Raw genomic sequence first — 16,654 nt, forward strand, 5'->3', positions numbered from 1 at the left:
GGCCAGACCGTAGTCCAAGAAGAGACCCGCCCCCAATGCGACCAAGGTCGGGTCAGTTTGGCCGATCTCAGTTCTGTGCCCGCTGACCCCCTTCTGTCAGAACGTCGCCCCAAAGCCGTTCCATTGCGGCCACCGCGCCGGGCATGTCTGTGGCGGCGGCGTCAGCGCCCGTCAAAACGATCGTGTCGGCAATGTCTGACACAAAACGCCCCGCGACGAGGATTTGGGCGCGGGGGTTGCTGATGCGCAAGGCCACGATCAACCGGATGAGCGCGGGCAGCGATTCCTTTTGCCCTGCAGACAAACCGATAATCGGGAAGTCACCTGTTGCCAGTTCCGCAACCAACGCATCATGGTCGAGGCCGAGTTTCAAATAGATCTCCCAGCCCTCTTTGCGGCAAAGATCTGCTGCCATGCTGACGCCAAGGGTATGGTCTTCGCCAGGTGTGGTGGCAAAGGCCGCAATCCGCCGATCAGGATCAAGATTTATCGGAAACTCTGCACGTAGCGCGTGCATGATTCCGTAAATCCGCGCAACTCCGATGGTCACTTGAGCAAAGCTTGCTCTGTCTTCTGTCCACCAATCGCCAAGCCGACGCGCAGCGGGTGCAAGCGCATTTAGGTATACTTCATCAATTGTTGCGCCACTTTCACGCAAGTCCGTCACAATGGAAACTGATGCCGCAGAGTCGCTGCCAATCAAGGCGTGCGACAGGTTGTTGATGGCTTCATCGGAAAAGTTATCCGATGCTTTACGCGCTTTGGATTGTTGCGATGCCAATCTGGCGATCACTTCACGTGCCAATTCGTTCAGAGCGCTTTCAGGCAGACAGACTTTGAGCGAGGCAAAGCCTTGGCTGATCCTTTCGAACCCTTGATCATCAAACGCGCTTTCAGCCCCCTCCGAGGACATAGTGACACCTCCCCCCTAAGTTGCGAAATGACGACCGATATGGGTGTTTGCCCCCGTTTTTCGTCAATACGTGCACAATGGTATGCCAAAAGGCGCGGTGAGCAAGTCAAACCAAGCAAAATAAGGGCAACACCGAAAAAAACACCAAAAGTGTAAAAAAATAATGACACTTATGGAGGGCATAAGTGGACACGCCGCAATGCAGAAAAGCGCACCCGGATGTGCCGGATGCGCCCTTCGTTTCGGATGTCAGCCGTGTTTATTCAGCCGATGCCAATGCCTTGGGCAGGCGGAAGGTCCACAGCAGACCCCCTTGGTTAAGGTAGTTCACCTTCGCTGCCACTTCACCGCCCCAAAGTGGAACCGCGCCGCCCCAACCGGACATCACAGAGACATATTGCTCGCCATCCATCTCCCAGGTGACGGGCTGGCCAACGATTCCCGACCCGGTCTGGAAGGACCAGAGCTTTTCACCGGTCTCGTCATCCAGTGCGATGAATTCGCCTTCTGGGGTGCCAAAGAACACCAAGCCGCCGGCCGTGGTCATCACGCCGCCCCAGAGGGGTGCGTCGTTCTTGTATTCCCACTTCCATTCGCCGGTCATCGGATCAATCGCCTTGAGCGATCCAATGTGATCTTCGTACATCGGCTTAATGGTGAAGCCAGAACCGAGATATGCCGCGCCCTTCTTGTAAGTGATCGGCTCGTTCCAGATATCCATGCCCCATTCGTTGGACGGGACATAGAACAAGCCGGTTTTTTGGCTGAAGGCCATTGGCTGCCAGTTCTTACCGCCAAGGAAGGATGGCGCCGAGAACACGGTTTCGCCTTTGTTGCCTTCGGTCGCAGCGGCAGGATCACCAGGACGACCTTCTTCGATAAAGATCGGACGCCCGTCATCACCAATGCCTTCGGCCCATGTGATGTCTTTCACAAAGGGCCACGCATCGATAAACGCGCCGTCTTCGCGGTTCAGGACGTAGAAGAACCCGTTCCGGTCTGCGGTGGCGAACTTCTTGTTGCCTTCGGCATCGACGAACGCGACGACTTCGTTCACGCCATCAAAATCCCACCCTTCTCGCGGTGTGGTCTGGTAGTGCCATTTGATCTCGCCGGTCGCTGGATCAAGCGCCACGCGGGACGCCGCATAAAGGTTGTCGCCTTTATTGCCTTCGACGGGCTTGCCGGCGCCGCGCAGGTGGCTGTTCCAAGGCGCGGGGTTGCCAGCACCGAACACGAGCGTATCGGTGTCGATGTCGTAAGAGCCGCCAAGCCAGGTCGCCCCGCCGCCGGTTTTCCACATGTCGCCGGGCCACGTTGCGTTCAGCTCGCCGGTCATGGTGCTTTCTTCGCCGTTCAGCGTGCCCATGTGACCTTCGATCATTGGGCGCGTCCAAACAAGGTCGCCGGTGTCGGCATCACGCGCCTGTACTTCGCCAACGATCCCGAATTCGCCGCCAGAGTTGCCGGTGATGACAAGGCCGTTCACGATCAAAGGTGCCGCTGTGTAGCTGTAGCCCGCTTTATAATCAGCGATCTTGTCCCGCCACACGACATCGCCGGTCTTCAGGTCCAGCGCAACAATACGTGCGTCAAGCGTGCCGAAGAAGAACTTATCGCCGTAGATTGCGCCGCCACGGTTAATGACATCGCAGCAGGGCAGGATGCCTTCGGGCAAGCGGGCGTCATATTGCCAGAGTTCCTTGCCGGTTTTTACGTCAATGGCATATACGCGGCTGTACGAGCCGGTGATATACATGACCCCGTCATAAATCAGCGGCTGTGTCTCCTGACCACGCTGCTTTTCACCGCCAAGGCTGAAAGCCCATGCTGGAACAAGGTTCTCGACGTTTTCCTTGTTCAGGGTGTCCAGCGGGCTGAAGCGCTGCAGGTGGCGCCCCATACCATTGGTGAGGATTTGGCTGGTGTCTGCCTGGTCGTTGGCCAGGTCTTGTTCTGTGACTTCGGCGAAGCTCGGTCCAGTGACCAGTAGCGTCGCCACGACGGCGGTGATGAAGCGGTTCATATGTTCCTCCCAGAACACTGTTTCCGACGTGCATAGCGACACGTCCTGTTCGTGCTGTGACCATAGGAACCGGCCCACCCGTGCCGCAACGCGGCTTAGGTCGTACGACCTTCTGCGTATTGACGCCGTCCTCATTTTGAGTCGTGGTTGCCGGCCTGTCATTCCGTTCCGGGAAGCGGTTGGCCCCGTCGCGTCCGTGGCGGCAGGGCAGGGGTTACAAATGACACCGGTCTGGTGCAGTTGCTGCCCCTTGAAAAGCTCTATTCAGAGATCGCCGATCCGTCGCGGGTTGTGATGCTGACCAAGTAAGCCAGGATGAAATCCTGCACTGTGCGATCTTCGATCCCCACATGGCGCATTTTGGTTCCGGGCATGAACCCGTCATTGTCTTCCATCCAAGCCCGCAGCGCGGCCGGGGTCCAGACGATGCCAGATGCCTCTAGGGCAATGGAATAGTCATAATCGGGATAACTGCCTGCAGCGCGGCCGAGGATGTTCTCCAGTGGTGGGCCGTAGCTTGCATCGCTGGGGGTCGTGGAGTGGCAGCGGCGGCATTCTGCTTCAAAGAGCGCTTCGCCTGCTTCGATCTTGACGGCCTCGAAGGTTTCGTTGGCCAGTGCCGGTATTGTGGTTGCGCCGACAATGGCGATCAGGGCAGGGGTGAGAAAACGTGTCATGGCGGTTCTCCTGTGCTTTGACAGGGTGACCCTAGTCCTGCTGTCGAAACGCCCTTTTGACTCAGGTCAAGACTACGACCACGCAGTGGATTGTGCTTTGGTCGTAGATGATCAAAACCTAGAACAGCGGTGCATAGCGCCAATTGTCGGCATCGGGGGTCACCTCGTCCAGATCATAGTCAGCCCCTTGAAGGCGGCGGGCAATCTCTAGCCCGTCTTCGGCAGCTTCATCCACAAAGCGGCGCCCTGCATCGACATCGCGGGTCACACCGTGGCCGCGGATCAGATCCAGCCCATAGTTGAATTTGCCGACAGGATCACCCAGCTCGGCTGCGCGTTTGTCCCATTCGGCGGCTGCATCCGGGTTGTACTCGGCACCGAGCCCATTTGCGTCAAGCTGGCTCATCCATGTCATCGCGCCAGTGTACCCAGCCTCTGCGCAGTTGCGGAACAACGTGCGCGCCGTTTCGTGGTCGCCGGATTTCGTCATGGCATAGCCGGTCGCACACAGTACCATATCCGTCTCGCCGCGTTTGGCGCGCTCGAGGGTGGATTGCCACGTCATCTCGTCCGGGTTCAGCGTCCCATGCGGGTCAGCGTCTTGTGCGATAGCCGGGCTAAAAGACAGCGCGGCACTCATGAACGCGATGAGCAGGCGGGTCATAGGCAGTCTCCTGTCTGTGTGCGCTGTGATCATATCACGGGCGAAGCGCGGCGCCCCATGGAAAACGCCCCACTTTGATGGATTTGATCGCTTCGCGCGCAGCGACATCTATGACCGTTACGTCGCCGGACACCCCATTGGTCGTGAACAAAAGCGATTTGTCAGGGGAAAATGCCATGTGCCAGACCCTGCGCCCGACTAGAATATAGTCTTCAACCTCATAGGTGTCGGCATTGACCACGGCCACGTGGTTGGACGGTCCAAGCGCGACAAAGGCGTGGGTATCGCCATTGGTGAATTCAAATCCGACCGGCTGGACGCGATCGGGGTGAACGCCCTGAACTTCGAATTCGATCTTTCCCTTTTCAGCCTGGGTGCTTGCGTCGAAGACGGTGATGGTCCCCCCGATTTCCGAGCTGACCCACATCTCGGCGCCGTCCTTTACGAATTCGGCGTGGCGCGGTCGACTGTCCACCAGCGTGTTCGCAAACAGCTTTTGAGTGCTGGTGTCGATCCAATGGGCCATGTTGGTCGTCTCGGACGTGGTTATGGCGACCTTTCCATCGGGGCTGACGGCCATGCCTTCGGGTTCAACGCCAACACTGATCTGGGCGACAACCTTGCGTGTCTGCGTATCCACGACAGTGGTGATCGCGTCATCCTCGTTGGCGATATAAAGATGGCGATTGTCGGGATGCAGGACAAACTGTTCCGGGTCTTCGCCAGAAGGAAGATCATGCAAGATCTTGCCGGTCTCCGGGTCCATCACCTGCACCGCGTCGCTGTCAGAGGCGCAGATATACACGACCGAATAGTCGTGGCTGAAGATGATGCCGCGTGGCCGTTCCCCGGTTGGTATTGTGCGTGTCACCTCAAGACTGTCGACATCAATGACGCTGATCGTGTCGTCTTTTTCGTTTGTCACCCAGATTTCCGCCGCCATAGAGGGAACAGCGGTCAGAATTATGGCCAATGCGGTCAAAGAAGTTTTCACAATGCTACCTTTCGGGACGGTGCCGTGCGCACCATGGAATGGGTTACAGTTATGTCAGGCTCGAATAAGCGTTCAATCGCGTACGGTGTCATTCGGCGAACGCTGTGCAGTCGCTTTCCGGTTCATCCATGCCGAGTGTGTCCAACTCGTTGACGCGGTGCAGGAAGCCGTCAAGCGGTGTGATGGCGACCAAGGCGCGGGGGTGCACAACAGGCATTGGCTGGCGTAGCTGACCGTTCCAGTTGCGATAGCTTAGGGGGCGCCCCTTGAAGCCATCCAGACGGAATTTATCGGAGAGCATGTAGTCTCGCAAAACAGCCGCTTCGCCGCTGCCTGTCCGGGTCACTGCTTCGCCGATGCTGCGCACAGCGATCCAAGCGGCGTAATCTTCGGACAACATATCGCGGCCCGCGACATCACGGAACCGGCCCTGCAACTGCACGGCGCCCCATTGCTCCAGTGCCGGGGACCATGTGCGCGGGCTCAGCCCGACACTGCCCGCGACGGGGCGTGGACGCCACGTGTTGTACAAGATGTACTCGCCGAAATCCCCGATCTCGTCCGCTACCAACAAAACGTCGTAATCGCCCAGATCCTGCGTAAAAAGAGGCACCTCGACCGACGCGGCGCGGCGCATATCGGCGTCAAATGCCCACGTCTTGGGCTCGCCAAGTTTCAGCCCGAACTTCCTGGCCGAGCGGTCAAGTGCATTGAAGTAAGCGAGATCGGTTTCGTGGGTTCCGGCAATGGCCGCGATATCGGTCCAGCGCTTGTTTACCAACACTTGCATCAGCGCGTCTGTGCGCATCGACGTGCTGGCGATCGTGTGCAGCAAATTGGCATGGCATTCGGTTCCGCGCAGCACCGGGTCCGGCGCCTTGGCGTTGAACAAGATCGCGTCGGCGGCATCGGGCAACGCCGCGATGGCGCTGATCGTGTCAGCAGGCGCGTCCAGCACCAAGAAAGGAGAGGCGGCAAGCGCCGCCCGCGCCGCGCCCAAGACGTCACCGCCCGGTTCAACCGACGTGACCGTCAACGTATAGGTCTGGCCAAGGAAGGCCCCGGTCGTCGCGTTGTCTTGCAAACCGACCTGTGCGCCTGCGATGCCCAAATCGTCGGGGTCCGGGTGAAGGTTCGACAGAACCGGCGGCGCGATCTGTTCTGCCCGCAAATATGTGACCGCAATTTCGGTCGCATGAACGACCTGCGCGGCAAAGGCGGCCGTCAGGCCAAGGGTGACGAGACAGGTTTTGAACATGGGGCTCCTCCTGAGGTGAGAATGACCGCGCATGCGCGCGCGCACCATCCGACCAAGGTCTGCCATGGCGGGTGTGTTGGCTGATGCAATTGCAACCAAAGTCGCATGTTGCGGGGTCCGGGTGGGCGCTACCACTTATGTCTGATCTGAACCCTGTTTTTGCTGGAGCTTATCATGCCCACTGCCCTTCGCTTTCCCGATTGCCGCTCTGTGTTGCGCAGTTTGCTTTGTGGATTGGCCGTTGCAGGAGCGATCAACGGCGCAGGGCCGGTATGGGCGGCAGACCCTTGCGCCGATTATGTCCCCCAGGCGCGACCGCAAAACGTGGGCCGCGATATCGTGGGGCAGGATATCGACCAGATCCTTGACCGCGGTTACATGACCTTTGCCGTCTATGCCGACTATCCGCCTTATTCATGGAGTGAGGGTGGAAAAGTGCAGGGCGTTGACGTTGATATCGCGCGACTCATCGCAGCCGATTTCGGCGTGGAGGCGCGGTTTCGCGAAGTTGCGGCAGGCGAGAACCTCGAAGCGGACCTGCGGTTCAACATCTGGAAGGGCGCGTTGATCGGCGGAGCGGTGAGTAACGTCATGATGCGCGTGCCCTATGACAGCGCCTTCAAATGCCGCGTTGAACAGGTGACCTTTACCGGCCAATACGCGGGCGAGGCGATTGCGATCGCCTATTCGGAAGCGGAGTATCCTGAGGAAAAACCAGTTCCAGCATATTTCCGGTTCGATACGGTGGCCGTTGAAAACGACTCGATTTCCGATTTTTACCTCAGCGGTTTTGCAGGCGGACAGTTGGCGGCCAATATCAAACGCTATCCGACCATGGCAGAGGCGATGGAGGCATTGGCGCAGGGCGACGTGATGGCGGCAATGGGGCCACTGGGCCAGTTGGAATATGGTCGCCGCGATGGTGTCGGCATCCATCGCCCGCCGCTGGCCGGACTTGCGCGCAGCAGTTGGACCTTGGGCACAGGCTTGCATTTTTCCTACAAGCCAATGGGCTACATGATTGATGACGCTATCAATTACGCCCTTCAGGATGGCCGTATTGAAGCCATATATGCAAACTATGGCCTGACCTTGCTGCCACCTGAACGGTAGTACGGCTTTAGGGCCATTTGGCTTGGCGCGGAAGCTCGTCCGGGCTTTCTCGGGCTCTATGGGGCGTCTTGGTTTGCCATGGTTTGTTGGGGTTTCATGGGCCGCGGGCACGAATTTACGCGTCTCCGACTAAGGTCCGGGTGTGCGTGCGCGCCAACTGGGGACAGTCTAGCCCTCGAAGCGCGAGGACTTCACCATTCCGAGGAGGACACCATGCCTAAAGACCAACTGGACGTTTCCGACGCAGCAACCGCAGGCTGCCCATTGAAAACCCGCTATGACAACTTCATCGGCGGCAAGTTCAAAGCCCCGAATGCCGGTCGTTATTTCGAGAACGTGAGCCCCATCACGGGCGGCCCGATCGGCGAAATCGCGCGCTCTGACGCGTCCGACATCGAAGACGCACTGGACGCAGCACACAAGGCGCGTGAAGCTTGGGGCAAGACCAGCGTCACAGACCGGTCCAACATGTTGATGAAAATCGCTCAGGTGATGGAAGACAACATCGACACCCTCGCGATGGCCGAAACCTGGGACAACGGTAAACCGATCCGCGAAACAACCCTTGCCGATATGGCGCTTGGGATCGATCACTTCCGCTATTTCGCGTCGGTTGTCCGCGCACAAGAAGGCACAATGGGCGAGTTGGACGACGACACCGTCGCGTACCACTTCCACGAGCCTCTGGGCGTTGTTGGCCAGATCATTCCCTGGAACTTCCCGATGCTCATGGCCGTGTGGAAGCTCGCACCAGCACTGGCCGCAGGCAACTGCGTTGTGATCAAGCCGGCGGAACAGACGCCTGCAACCATCATGATGTGGGCCGAAATGATTGCCGGCATTCTGCCCGATGGCGTGCTGAACATCGTGAACGGCTTTGGCCTTGAGGCGGGTAAGCCGCTGGCAAGCTCCAGCCGGATCGCCAAGATTGCCTTTACCGGTGAAACCACCACGGGCCGTTTGATCGCGCAGTATGCTTCTGAATCGATCATCCCTGTGACACTGGAACTGGGCGGCAAATCGCCAAACATCTTCTTCTCGGACGTGATGCGCGAAGACGACGCTTATTTTGACAAGTGTCTTGAAGGCTTCACCATGTTCGCGCTGAACCAAGGTGAAGTTTGCACCTGCCCATCGCGCGCCCTGATCCAGGAAGACATCTATGATGAATTCATGGAGCGTGCTCTTGAGCGTGTGAATGCCATCGTTTGCGGTGACCCGCGCAAGATGGAAACCATGATGGGTGCGCAAGCGTCCAGCGAACAGCGTGACAAGATCCTGTCCTATTTTGACATCGGTCGCCAGGAAGGCGCCGAGATCCTGACCGGCGGCGAAGCCAACACCTTTGACGGCGATATGTCGGGCGGCTACTACATCAAGCCGACCGTCATCAAGGGTCACAACAAGATGCGGGTCTTCCAAGAAGAAATTTTTGGCCCGGTCGTGTCTGTGACAACCTTCAAGGATCAAGCCGAAGCGATGGAAATCGCCAATGACACGCTCTACGGCCTTGGTGCCGGCGTGTGGTCGCGCGATGCCAATACATGCTACCGCTTCGGTCGTGGCATTCAGGCTGGCCGGGTTTGGACCAACTGCTATCACCTGTATCCCGCACACGCGGCATTTGGTGGCTACAAGCAGTCTGGTATCGGTCGCGAAAACCACAAGATGATGCTTGATCACTACCAGCAGACCAAGAACATGCTTGTCAGCTACAGCCCCAACAAGCTGGGCTTCTTCTAAGTCTCTTTGTCAGACGTACCGGGCGAGGCATGACCCCGCCCGGCACCAGGCCGCACTCTCCCCCCGGTGCGGCCTTTTTTTGTGCGCTTTACAGGGTTGCTGCCGTGTCTTCCCGGACTAAGGTTGATCAGGGAAACAAAGGTACACCATGAAATTTCTGACCCACGCCGCAGCTCCGCCGCAGCCATATACCCAAGACGGTGCGACCCGCCGAGTGGGTGTAGAGATCGAGTTCGCCGCTGTTACGGCCGCAGGCGGGGCGGTTTTGGTGCAACAGGCGTTTGGCGGTCAGGTCGTCGAAGAAGACGCGCACCGGTATCACATCGAAGGTACTGAGTTTGGCAATTTCACCTGTGAGCTGGACACGCAGTATGCGCACCGCCCCTACGGCGAAGAGGGGGGCGTGTCGGGATTTCAGACCGAGATGCGCAAGCTGTTCGGGGATATCAGTTCGGTGGTAACGCCCTGCGAAATTGTGTGCCCGCCAATTTCCTTTTCGGACCTGCCCCACATCGATGCGTTGGTACAGCAGTTGACTGCGGCTGGTGCGGTGGGGACACGGGCCAGCCCGTTTTATGCGTTCGGGGCACAGTTGAATCCCGAAATTCCAAGCCGGGATACGGAAAACCTGACAGCCACTCTCAAGGCATATCTTTTGTTGTCCGGCTGGCTGCGCGGGATCATGGGTATTGATTTTACCCGCCGGGCCGTCGCGTTTGCTGATCCCTTTCCGAAACCCTATGTCGCCAAGGTGCTGGACCCTGGCTATTGGCCGGACGAGGGCGCACTGATTGACGACTATTTGGCGGCCAATCCCACCAGAAATCGCGAGCTCGATTTGCTTCCGCTGTTCGGTCATCTGGATGAGCCTCGGGTGCGCGCCAAGTTGGATGATCCGCGGATCAAGCCACGCCCGACTTTTCACTATCGGCTGCCTGACGCGAATATCGGGATGCTGGACTGGAGCCTGTGTCTGGAGTGGAACCGCTGGGTTGTTGTCGAACGATTGGCCGCTGACCGCAGTAAACTGGCGGCCATGGGGGCGGATTATATAAAGCACATGGAACGGGGTCGCGCGCGGGACTGGCCCCTTTTGGCGAGCGAATGGTTGATCCTGCCATGAGCAAAAGACGGCCAAGAATTGCAGTGACCACGTCAAAGGCGTCGTCGTGGCGCATTTTTCCGATGTTTGCCCTAAACATCTGGCTTGCAGGCGGGCGGGCGGTGCGCTGGACAGCGGCGCGGCCTTATCATCTTGATGATGTAGATGGGCTGGTGATCGGCGGCGGCGATGACATCTCGCCAGACATCTATGGCGGGGAGCTTGTGAGCAGTGCGCGGCTTGATCCCGCACGGGATGCGATGGAACAAGAGCTGGTCACCGGGGCCTGCCAACGCGGCATGCCCGTTCTCGGCGTGTGCCGCGGTGCGCAAATGATCAATGTCGCCCTTGGCGGGACGCTGCATCAGGACGCCTATGGCGTCTATGCGACGTCGGTGAAGTACAAAACAATCCTGCCCCGCAAAACGGTTTCCGTGCAGCCCGGTACGCAGTTCGCGCAGATCGCCGGGCTGGAGCTGATGCGCGTCAATGCATTGCACAGCCAGGCAGTGGACCGGCTTGGCGCGGGGCTGCGCGTGGCCGCCCAAGACGGGGGCGGCATGGTGCAGGCCGTTGAACGCGAAGATGGCCCCTTCATGATTGGGGTGCAGTGGCACCCGGAACACCTGATCTATGCGCGGCGGCAAAGGGCACTTTTCGGCGCCCTCGTTGCAGCCGCCTGAGACACTGCACTACGGGGTTAGGCGAACGCGTCTGCGTGTTCTTCGCGTAGAATGTTCTTCTGGACCTTGCCCATTGTGTTCCGAGGCAGGTCGTCGCGCAGAGCAAAGACTTTTGGTTGTTTATACCGGGCCAATTCTGTGCCACACGCGGCCTTGATCGCCTCCAGGTCAAGCGTCTGGCCGGGTTCCGGCACCAGTACGGCGACCACGCCTTCGCCGAAATCGGGGTGCGCCACGCCAACCACGGCGCTTTCCAAAACGCCGGGTTGATCGTCCAAAAGCAGTTCGATTTCCTTTGGGTAGATATTGTATCCGCCCGAAATGATCAGGTCTTTGTTACGCCCGACGATTTGCAAATAACCGTCAGGGTCGAACTGGCCCAGATCCCCGGTGATAAAGAACCCGTCCTCGCGCAATTCGGCCGCAGTTTTTTCCGGCATCTGCCAATAGCCCTTGAACACGTTTGGTCCGCGCACTTCGATCTGCCCGATTTCGCCCTGTGGCAGGGTGGCGCCATTGTCCGGGTTTGTCACCTTCACTTCAACACCGGGAAGGGCAAAGCCGACAGTCCCGGCGCGGCGGTCTCCGTCATAGGGATTGGACGTGTTCATGTTCGTTTCTGTCATACCGTAGCGTTCGAGAATACGGTGGCCGGTGCGATCTTCGAAACGTTCATGCGTTTCGGCCAGAAGCGGGGCCGAGCCAGACACAAACAGCCGCATGTGTGCTGTCAATTCGCCAGTGAAACGCGTGTCGTCCAGCAGGCGGGTATAGAACGTGGGCACGCCCATCATCGTTGTGGCACGCGGCATCAGCTCAATCATCACATCCGTATCGAACTTTGGAACGAACAGCATCGCCCCCCCGACCAGCGCCACGATATTTGTGGCAACGAACAGCCCGTGGGTGTGAAAGATGGGCAATGCATGGAGCAGCACGTCCTTGCCCGTGAAGCGCCACAAGTCGGCCAACGTCTGGGCATTCGACAGCAGGTTTTCCTGTGTCAGCATTGCGCCCTTTGATCGTCCTGTTGTGCCCGACGTGTAAAGGAAAGCAGCCAGATCGCTTGGGGCGCGGTCCACCGTTGCGAAGCTGTCGGGTTGATGGCGCGCGCTTTCACCAAGGCTGCCGTTGCCGACCGTGTCCAGTGTTTCCAGCTGCGCGCCTGCCGCGTGGGCGATTGGCGTCAGTGCCCCTGCCTTGTGGGGCTCACACACAAACATCCGTGCGCCGCTGTTTTCCACGAAATAGCTTGCTTCGCCGGGGGTGTAGGCGGTGTTCAGCGGTAAGAATACGACGCCGGCCTGGGCGCAGGCGGCATAAACAGCCAGAGCATCGGGTGATTTTGCGACTTGCGCGGCGAGACGGTCACCGGGGGCCAACCCCGCGCCGGTGATCAGGTTGGCAAACTGTGCCGTGCGCCGCAAAAACGCATCATAGCTGATCAAAGTGCCATCGGCGAGGTGCAAGAACGGGTCCTGCCGACCTGCGTGCTGGCCGAACAAGGTATCGAACAGGGGGTTTGCCATTTGGGTCTTCCTATGCGTCGGTCTTCTTTGAGGCGCGGACAAGGGCGCGCACCTCGCTGCTTGCGGCGACAGTGGCTTTCTTGGCGTACCGGTCGTGGTTCTCGGCCAATTTTTTCAGATCGTAAAGGTAGTTGACCATCGCGCCGCCCGATTGAGCGAGGCCTTTTTCCGACTGATCCGCGTTTGCATGCACGGCGTGCAAGATCGCGCCATTGCCCAGATGAAACCGGGCCACAGGATCGCGCGGTTCATCGCCGCGCTTCGCCTCAAGCAAATAACGGGCCGCGATTTGCCGCAAAACCTCTGGCTGTTTTGGATCAAGTGGCGCGCCTGCTTCCTTGGCCCACGCGGCAAGGCCGGGGATCGGTGACAAAGTGACAAAGGTCTTCAGGCCGGGCAGGGCGCGGGACAGATCTTCGACCACCTGTTTGATAAGCAGGTGCCCGAACGAAATACCCGCCAGCCCAGTCTGGCAGTTCGATATGGAATAGAACACAGCCGTATCCGCGTCGGCGGCTTGGGTCTCGACCCGGTCATCTGACAGAAGATTATCCACGCTGCCGGGAATGCCTTGGGTCAGTGCGACCTCGACAAAGATCAGCGGCTCATCGGGCATCGCCGGATGAAAGAAAGCAAAACAGCGTCGGTCAGCCGGCTTCAGCCGCGCGCGCAATGCCTCCCAACTGTCGATGGCATGGACGGCCTCGTAGGCAATGATTTTTTCCAGAAGGTGCGCTGATGTTTCCCAGTTGATCGGTCGCAGGACCAGAAAGCCCCGGTTGAACCACGACGCGAACAGATGCTGGAAATCTTGATCAAGGGGGGCCAGTTCCGGTGCGTCACGCAACAGGGCCAAAAGATCGCTGCGCATTCCAACCAGCCGTGCAGTGCCGCCTGGCACTTGGTTCAATCGCCGGATGAGTTCCTGACGAGGCGGTTCCGTTGCACTGGCATAGGCGCGATATGTATCCTTGCCCGGTGCTGCCTCATACGCCTCAAGTGCTGTGCGAACGGCTGCTGCGTCTATGTCCAGATCATGGGCGACGAAGTCGAAAAAGGCGCGGTGGGCCACGGCGTCGCTCGCCAAATAAGTTTGAAGCAACTTATGCGCCAGCGCCATTCCCGCCGCTTCACCGCGGTTGCCCAACAGGTCTTTGGCAAGTTGATCCAATGGGGTCTTTGGCTTCGAAGGCCTGTCCCAAATCCACTGGCGGCGTTCAAAAACCGATGACAAAATATCAGCAAACATATTCAAAATGCAGGCCCCATCACAGTGTCTGGCAGCCACGTGGCCAGCCCCGGAAACACACACAGCAGGATGATAGCAAGGATCATGCAGGCCACGAAGGGCAATGAGCCGGTCAGGATGGTGCGCAGTGAAATATCCGGTGCGATGCCGTTGATGACATAAAGATTAAGCCCTACTGGCGGCGAAATCAGCCCGATTTCCATATTGATCGTCAAAATTACGGCAAACCAGATTGGGTCGAACCCTGCAGTCGTGATGATCGGCAGCAGAATCGGCGCGGCCATCAGGATCACCGCAACGGGTGGGAGGAAGAAGCCGGCAACCAACAGGAAGATGTTGATGGCGAACATAATCACCCAGCGGTTTGCATCCAGAGTGCCGATCCATTCCGCGATACTTTGCGTGATGAACAGCGATGACAGCATATAGGAAAACACGCCGGCGGCCGCGATGATGAACAAGATCATGACGCTTTCGCGGGTGCTGTCGCGAAGCACGACCCAAAGCGCTTTTGGCGACCAAAGACGATAGATCACCATAGCGATCACGATGCACAAAAGGGCGCCAACAGCGGCTGTTTCAGAGGGCGTCGCGATGCCGCCATACATGGCGTAGAGAACGCCAATGATGATGAGGATGAAAGGGATGACGCGAGGCAGAATTTCCAGCCTCTCACGCCAGCTGTAATCGCGCGCTGACAACACGGCCGTGTTGCCGGATTTCCACGTTGCATACAAAGACCAACCCATGAACAGGGCCACGAGAAGGAGGCCAGGGATGACCCCTGCGAGGAACAGCCGCCCAATCGAAGTTTCGGTCGCGATCCCGTAGACGATCATGGTGACCGAGGGCGGGATCAAAATGCCAAGCGTGCCGCCTGCGGCGATGGACCCTGCCGCGATCCCGTCTGGGTAGCCGCGCTTGCGCATCTCTGGGATGCCCATCTTGCCGATGGCGGCGCAGGTGGCCGGGCTTGATCCGGACATGGCCGAGAACAGCGCACAGGCGCCGAGGTTGGAAATCACCAAGCCGCCGGGAACCCGCGTCAACCAACGCTCAAGCGCTTCGTACAAGTCAGCGCCCGCGCGGGTGGATGCGATGGACGAACCCATGATGATGAACATCGGAATGGAAAGCAGCGCGAAATTGTCCAGCTTGCCGAACAGGATTTCGGGCATCAGCTCCAACGACCGCATGCCGTCGAAGATGATCAGGAAACCGGCTGATACGATAAGCAAACCGATGGCGACAGATACGCCGGAAAACAGCACAAGAATGGTGGCAAGGGCGACGAACCCGCCAAGCGTGAGGGGATCCATCAATCAGCCTCCAGACCGAATGGGGTGTCTATGCGTAAGACAAGCGCGACAAGGTCGGCGATCAATTGCAACAACAGCAAGCCAAGACCCAATGGCAATGCCAGATACGGCACCCAAAGCTTCGGGCCCCACACGGTGTCTGACCGCCAACCGCGTTCCCAAGCAAAGTGCCAGAATTCATAGCCATAAAACAGCATCACACCGATGATCGCGATAGACAGCAGCAAGGTCACCATGGCCAAAACGCGGCGGGCGGGCATCGGCAGGATCAGGGGGATGAGGTCAACGTTTACGTGTCCACGCAGTCGTTGGACATACGACAAGCCGATCAGGGTTGCGGCGATCATCAGATAGATCACGGCTTCTGTCTGCCATGTGGTCGACCCGTTGAGGACGAACCGGATGAAGATCATCTGGCAGGTAATCCCGACCGCAGCAATAATCATTGCCGCAGCGCACCAACCTGCGACTGTCGATATTGCCGCGACAACGCGCAAAAACAAATTGTTTCCGGTCACCGCTGTGTGCGCCGAACTGTGGGTCGCCATGGCGCGGCCTCATTTTCGTTGGTGTGAATTTGGTGTGGCTACGGGGGCACGGCCCCCGCACCCGTTCGCTCAGTTCCGGATCACTCGACCGCGAGGGCCATGTCCAGCAACTCTTGGCCGCCGGGCGTGTCTTCCACAAACGCCTTATAGGACGTCTCTTGTGCCAAGGCGCGCCAAGCGTCGAATTCTGCCTGAGTCATGTCGCTGATTTCAACGAGATATAGCTGAAAGTTGGTGATGGCCCCTGAGGGGCGGCATATCATGGCGTTGTTCACGCGCCGCAATTCTCTGCAGAGAAAAGGATATGCCACATGACGAAGACTATCATCACGACCTTGCCCGATCCACATGGATTTTCAGCTGACCCGTTGACTGACCTTCTGCGTTCAGGTGCGCGCAGCCTGATCCAGCAAGCAGTTGAAGCAGAGCTTTCGGTGTTGTTGGAGGCCTATTCCGGCGACCGGATCGAGGATGGTCGCGCTCGGCTTGTCCGCCACGGGCATTTGCCGGAACGCCAGGTGATGACTGGGATCGGTACTGTGCCGGTCAAGGTGCCGCGCGTGCGAGACCGGGGCGACACCGCTGAGAAAGTCCGGTTCACCTCGACAATCCTGCCGCCCTATTTGCGCAAAGCCAAATCCATCGAAGAACTGCTGCCCTGGCTTTATCTCAAAGGCATTTCCACTGGCGACTTTCACGAAGCACTTGCCGCACTTTTGGGCCCCAATGCAGCGGGGCTGTCATCAACGACAATTTCTCGGCTTAAAGCTGACTGGTGGGACGACTACGACCGCTGGCAACGCCGCGATCTCAGCACGCGCCGGTTCGTCTACATC

15 protein-coding genes and 1 pseudogene are annotated in these 16,654 nt (G+C 58.5%); 5 read left to right on the forward strand and 11 right to left on the reverse strand.

Features of this window, described 5'->3' with window-relative positions:
- Positions 1-67: 67 nt before the first annotated feature.
- The 6 genes from E2L05_RS09025 to E2L05_RS09050 form a co-directional block, all read right to left on the reverse strand.
- Entirely contained in the window at positions 68-913 is an 846-nt protein-coding gene (locus E2L05_RS09025; protein WP_133342585.1) for a cobalamin B12-binding domain-containing protein, read from the reverse strand.
- A gap of 259 nt (positions 914-1,172) precedes the next feature.
- Positions 1,173-2,939, reverse strand: a complete 1,767-nt coding sequence (locus tag E2L05_RS09030; protein WP_133342586.1) for a PQQ-dependent methanol/ethanol family dehydrogenase — start codon at positions 2,937-2,939, stop codon at positions 1,173-1,175.
- 260 nt (positions 2,940-3,199) lie between these two features.
- Positions 3,200-3,616 carry a c-type cytochrome gene (locus tag E2L05_RS09035; RefSeq protein WP_133342587.1) on the reverse strand — a complete coding sequence of 139 codons (417 nt, stop codon included), beginning with the start codon at positions 3,614-3,616 and terminating at the stop codon, positions 3,200-3,202.
- 118 nt (positions 3,617-3,734) lie between these two features.
- Positions 3,735-4,280, reverse strand: coding sequence for a tetratricopeptide repeat protein (locus tag E2L05_RS09040; protein ID WP_165971721.1), 546 nt, complete (start codon positions 4,278-4,280; stop codon positions 3,735-3,737).
- A gap of 34 nt (positions 4,281-4,314) precedes the next feature.
- On the reverse strand, positions 4,315-5,277 hold the full coding sequence (locus E2L05_RS09045; protein WP_394346544.1) for a YVTN family beta-propeller repeat protein: 963 nt from the start codon (positions 5,275-5,277) through the stop codon (positions 4,315-4,317).
- An 85-nt stretch (positions 5,278-5,362) separates the two neighbouring features.
- Complete coding sequence (locus E2L05_RS09050; protein WP_133342589.1) at positions 5,363-6,532, reverse strand: ABC transporter substrate-binding protein; 1,170 nt, start codon at positions 6,530-6,532, stop codon at positions 5,363-5,365.
- A 174-nt stretch (positions 6,533-6,706) separates the two neighbouring features.
- Here E2L05_RS09050 and E2L05_RS09055 point away from each other — a divergent pair, with 174 nt between their 5' ends.
- The 4 genes from E2L05_RS09055 to E2L05_RS09070 all read left to right on the forward strand — a co-directional run bounded on the left by E2L05_RS09055 (position 6,707) and on the right by E2L05_RS09070 (position 11,173).
- Positions 6,707-7,645 carry a substrate-binding periplasmic protein gene (locus E2L05_RS09055; protein ID WP_133342590.1) on the forward strand — a complete coding sequence of 313 codons (939 nt, stop codon included), beginning with the start codon at positions 6,707-6,709 and terminating at the stop codon, positions 7,643-7,645.
- 213 nt (positions 7,646-7,858) lie between these two features.
- The gene (gene adh, locus E2L05_RS09060) at positions 7,859-9,388 is read left to right on the forward strand and encodes an aldehyde dehydrogenase (protein ID WP_133342591.1); all 1,530 of its coding nucleotides are present in this window, start codon (positions 7,859-7,861) and stop codon (positions 9,386-9,388) included.
- Positions 9,389-9,536: 148 nt separating this feature from the next.
- Positions 9,537-10,511 (forward strand): amidoligase family protein, encoded by a 975-nt coding sequence (locus tag E2L05_RS09065; protein ID WP_133342592.1) that lies wholly within the window; start codon positions 9,537-9,539, stop codon positions 10,509-10,511.
- Positions 10,508-11,173, forward strand: coding sequence for a gamma-glutamyl-gamma-aminobutyrate hydrolase family protein (locus tag E2L05_RS09070; protein WP_133342593.1), 666 nt, complete (start codon positions 10,508-10,510; stop codon positions 11,171-11,173). The genes E2L05_RS09065 and E2L05_RS09070 overlap by 4 nt, the downstream gene beginning before the upstream one ends.
- A gap of 17 nt (positions 11,174-11,190) precedes the next feature.
- Here the strand turns inward: E2L05_RS09070 and E2L05_RS09075 are convergent, their stop codons facing one another.
- The 5 genes and pseudogenes from E2L05_RS09075 to E2L05_RS09095 form a co-directional block, all read right to left on the reverse strand.
- Complete coding sequence (locus tag E2L05_RS09075; protein ID WP_133342594.1) at positions 11,191-12,702, reverse strand: malonate--CoA ligase; 1,512 nt, start codon at positions 12,700-12,702, stop codon at positions 11,191-11,193.
- Between the two features lie 10 nt (positions 12,703-12,712).
- On the reverse strand, positions 12,713-13,957 hold the full coding sequence (locus E2L05_RS09080; protein ID WP_133342595.1) for a malonyl-CoA decarboxylase: 1,245 nt from the start codon (positions 13,955-13,957) through the stop codon (positions 12,713-12,715).
- Complete coding sequence (locus E2L05_RS09085) at positions 13,954-15,270, reverse strand: TRAP transporter large permease (protein WP_133342596.1); 1,317 nt, start codon at positions 15,268-15,270, stop codon at positions 13,954-13,956. The genes E2L05_RS09080 and E2L05_RS09085 overlap by 4 nt, the downstream gene beginning before the upstream one ends.
- The gene (locus tag E2L05_RS09090; RefSeq protein WP_133342597.1) at positions 15,270-15,818 is read right to left on the reverse strand and encodes a TRAP transporter small permease; all 549 of its coding nucleotides are present in this window, start codon (positions 15,816-15,818) and stop codon (positions 15,270-15,272) included. Before E2L05_RS09090 ends, E2L05_RS09085 begins: the two co-directional genes overlap by 1 nt.
- Before the next feature lie 80 nt (positions 15,819-15,898).
- Positions 15,899-16,033: pseudogene (locus tag E2L05_RS09095) on the reverse strand (TRAP transporter substrate-binding protein DctP); the annotation flags it as partial.
- Positions 16,034-16,129: 96 nt separating this feature from the next.
- Between E2L05_RS09095 and E2L05_RS09100 the strand changes: the two are divergent.
- Positions 16,130-16,654 (forward strand): transposase (locus E2L05_RS09100; protein ID WP_208016242.1); only part of this gene is annotated, 525 nt, incomplete at its 3' end.

The organism is Meridianimarinicoccus aquatilis (genome assembly GCF_004358675.1).
Lineage (GTDB): Bacteria > Pseudomonadota > Alphaproteobacteria > Rhodobacterales > Rhodobacteraceae > Meridianimarinicoccus > Meridianimarinicoccus aquatilis.